The sequence below is a fragment of the Streptomyces sp. CBMA123 genome, from assembly GCF_014596465.1.
GTDB lineage: Bacteria > Actinomycetota > Actinomycetes > Streptomycetales > Streptomycetaceae > Kitasatospora.
The window spans coordinates 1-3418 of the sequence record NZ_MECK01000399.1; the positions used below are offsets into that span (position 1 = coordinate 1).

Sequence of the window (3418 nt, forward strand, 5' to 3'; positions counted from 1 at the left end):
TCGGCGGCCGGGGCCGCGCCGCCGTCGCCGCCGCCGTCACCGCCCCGGGGCGGCAGGTCGTTGGCGATCACGGCGGCCTCGGTCAGCAGGCCGCGCACCTCGGTGGCGCGGTAGAAGATCCGGGTGCCCTCCCGGCGGGCCACCACCAGGCCGGCCGCCCGGAGCTTGGCCAGGTGCTGGGAGGTGGCCGCCACATGGGCGCCCAGCAGCTCGGCCAGCTCGCTGACCGGCAGCTCCCGGCGGCTCAGCGCCCACAGCAGCCGGTACCGCGACGGGTCGGCCACCGCCTTCAGCACCGCCACCGCCCGCTCCGCCGCGTCGGTATCCCAGGCCTCGTCCTTCGCAGCACCCATACCGCGATCGTACCGACGCCCGCCCGGCCACCCGGAGCCGGGAAGCGGGCCGCGACGCCGCGCCCGGGTGCGCACGGGACGTCGGCCGGTCCGGCGTCCTACGCCGGGCGCGTCCCGTCCAGGTACGCCAGCACCGCCAGCACCCGGCGGTTGTCGTCGTCCGAGGCACCCAGGCTCAGCTTGGCGAAGATGCTGGAGGTGTGCTTGCTGACCGCGCCCTCGCTGAAGTGCAGGCGCTGGGCGATCGCCGCGTTGGAGCGGCCCTCGGCCATCATCGCGAGGACGTCCCGTTCGCGCGGGGTGAGCATCGCGAGCGGCTCGTCATAGGCGTTGCGGGCGAGCAGCCGGGTGATGACCTGGGGGTCCATGACGGTGCCGCCGGCCGCGACGGTGTGGACGGCGTCCACGAACTGGTCGGCCTTGGAGACCCGGTCCTTGAGCAGGTAGCCGACGCCGCCCGCGCCGTCGGCGATCAGCTCCCGGGCGTAGAGCTGCTCGACGTGCTGGGAGAGCACCAGCACCGGCAGGCCGGGCTGCTCCCGGCGGGCGGCCAGCGCGACCTGCAGCCCCTCGTCGGAGTACGTCGGCGGCAGCCGTACGTCCACCACCGCGATGTCCGGGCGGTGTTCGGCGAGGGCGGCGGCCAGTTCCGGGCCGCTCTCCACGGCGGCGACGATGTCGTGTCCGTGGGCGCTCAGCAGGAGTTCCAGTCCGTCCCTCAGCAGGACGAGGTCCTCGGCGAGGACAACACGCACGGCAGCTCCATGATCAGCCTGGTCGGGCCCCCCGGGGGGCTGGTCAGCGCGAGCGTACCGTCGAACACCGCCAGCCTGCGCTGAATACCCCGCAGGCCACTGCCCCCGGCCGGGTCCGCGCCGCCCCGGCCGTCGTCCGCCACCTCCGCGCGCAGCAGCCCGGCGGCGTGGCTGAGCTCCACCGTGGCGTGCCGGGCGTCGCCGTGCTTCACCGCGTTGGTGAGCGCCTCGCTGACCGCGAAGTACACCGCCGACTCCACCGGCGCCTCGGCCCGGCCCGGCAGTTCGGCCCGCACCTCGACCTTCAGCGGCACGTCCAGCGCCAGCGCCCGGATCCCCTCGGCCAGGCCGCGCTCGGCGAGCACCGGCGGGTGGATGCCGCGCACCAGGTCGCGCAGTTCCTGCAAGGCCTGGGTGACGTTCTCCTGCGCGTCCGTCACCACCTGCTTGGCCTTCGCCGGGTCGCCGTCGATCAGCGCCACCACCGCGCCGAGCCGCAGACTGACCGCGACCAGCCGGGCCTGCGCGCCGTCGTGCAGGTCCCGTTCGATCCGGCGCAGTTCGGCGGCCTGGGCCTCGGTGGCGTCCAGCCGGATCTCGGTGAGCTGCTCCACCCGCCGGGCCAGCCGGGACTTCTCGGTCGGGCCGAGCAGGGAGCGGGTCCACCGGCCGTGCAGGCGCAGCGCGGGCCCGGCGAGGGCGAGACCGGCCGGCACCAGGACCAGGCCGATGAGCGGGCCGAGCAGCCCGGGCAGCGGCACCAGGCCGTAGCCCGGGCCGGGTTCGGGCAGCACGGGCTGCGCCAGCCCGTACAGGCCGTAGCCGGACAGCAGGACGGGCCCGGCCGCGATGCCGCCGCCGACCAGCGGGTCGACCAGGACCCAGCCGGCGTCCCGCCAGGTCGCCCGGTCGTCCCACAGCCAGCGGAACTTGAGCGCGAAGCCCGCGAACCAGCGGTTCTTGTGGTAGTCGTGGCCGGTCCAGAACCAGCCGTGCAGGGTGCGCTCCAGCGCTGGACGCGGCGCGTACGGCACCGGTACGGGCACCTGCGACCAGTGGCCGGCGGCCCACCGGGCGGCCCCGGCCATCGAGCGGACCACCCCGGTCACCGCCGGGAACAGCGGGACCATCCCGAGGCAGCCCCAGAGCAGGAACGAGGCCAGGTAGAGCACGGCCAGCACCGCGCCGGCCGGAATGAGCAGCGTGAAGACGGCCAGGCGCCCGAGCGCCCGGGCGGCACTGCGCAGCGCCTCGGCGCCTCGGGACTGCGGGGTGCTCACGGGACCTCCGGTCGGGTCTGATGCGGGACGATCATGATGGCAGCCGGGCAACGGGCCCCGCTCGGCGGCTCGTGATCGAATCTAGGGACGGCGGGGCGACGGCGGAATCCGGCTGCACCCCGGCCCGGGGTGGGGCTGGACCCACCCCCGTCCTCCGGGTCCGTCGCTCAGCACCGCACGACGTTCTCCCGCTCCATGGCCAGGTCGAGAGGTTCCTCGGCTTGCTCGCCGTCCCGGGTGACGGCCACCTGGTACCGGCCCTGGAGCTTCCTCGGGATGGCAACGGTGCAGACGGTGTGGAGCACGCCGTCGACGGGGATCGGGAATCCCGCCGGAACGGTGCGGACGCCGGGGGCCGGTCCGCGATTCCGGCCGCACCACCCACTGTGATCAACCCGCCCCTCCGAGTAAGGTCCAGCCACGGCCGGGCGTCCCGGCCGGTGACGCCCCCTCCGGACCGAGGAGTGTGACCGTGCCCGACCAGGACCGGCAGCCAGGCCAGTTCGAGCACCTCCGGCCGCGGATGAGGGCCCTCGCGTACCCGCTGCTGGGCTCGCACGCGGAGGCCGGGGAGGCCGTGCGGGAGGTGTGGGTCAGGCTCGGGCGGATCAACCCGGAGGAGGTGACGGACCTGGCGGCGTGGCTGACCACGGTGACCGCCCGGGTCTGCCTGAGCCGGCTGGAATCCCGCGCCGTGGGGGCGCGGGGGCGGCTGCCGGACGTGGTGGTGGAGCCGGCGGACGCGGCGACGGGCGGGTCGGTCGGGCTCGCGCTGCTGGTCGCGCTGGACGCACTGGGCGCGGCGGAGCGGGTCGCCCTGGTGCTGCACGACGTGTTCCGCCTGCACGTCGACCAGATCGCGACCGCCCTCGACCGGACCACCGCGGACACCCGCAAGCTCGCCGAGCAGGCCCGCCGTCGGACGCAGGAGGCCCGGGAGGCGGACGCCGACGGCAGCCCGGCCGTCCGCCGCCGGGTGGTCGACGCCTTCGGTACGGCGGTGCGGGACGGCGACCCGGCGGCGCTGGCC

General features: G+C 75.6%; 5 protein-coding genes. 1 reads left to right on the top strand and 4 read right to left on the bottom strand.

Annotated features, from left to right (window positions below; translation table 11 throughout):
- The 4 genes from BG452_RS31665 to BG452_RS31680 form a co-directional block, all read right to left on the bottom strand.
- On the bottom strand, positions 1-353 hold a 353-nt coding region (locus BG452_RS31665), incomplete at its 3' end, for an ArsR/SmtB family transcription factor (RefSeq protein ID WP_188307796.1).
- A gap of 98 nt (positions 354-451) precedes the next feature.
- Positions 452-1108, bottom strand: coding sequence for a response regulator (locus tag BG452_RS31670; RefSeq protein ID WP_188307797.1), 657 nt, complete (start codon positions 1106-1108; stop codon positions 452-454).
- The gene (locus BG452_RS31675; RefSeq protein ID WP_188307798.1) at positions 1072-2388 is read right to left on the bottom strand and encodes a sensor histidine kinase; all 1317 of its coding nucleotides are present in this window, start codon (positions 2386-2388) and stop codon (positions 1072-1074) included. Before BG452_RS31675 ends, BG452_RS31670 begins: the two co-directional genes overlap by 37 nt.
- Before the next feature lie 167 nt (positions 2389-2555).
- On the bottom strand, positions 2556-2693 hold the full coding sequence (locus BG452_RS31680) for a hypothetical protein (RefSeq protein WP_188307799.1): 138 nt from the start codon (positions 2691-2693) through the stop codon (positions 2556-2558).
- A 167-nt stretch (positions 2694-2860) separates the two neighbouring features.
- Here BG452_RS31680 and BG452_RS31685 point away from each other — a divergent pair.
- A partial coding sequence (locus tag BG452_RS31685) for a sigma factor (protein ID WP_317621319.1) occupies positions 2861-3418 on the top strand: 558 nt, incomplete at its 3' end.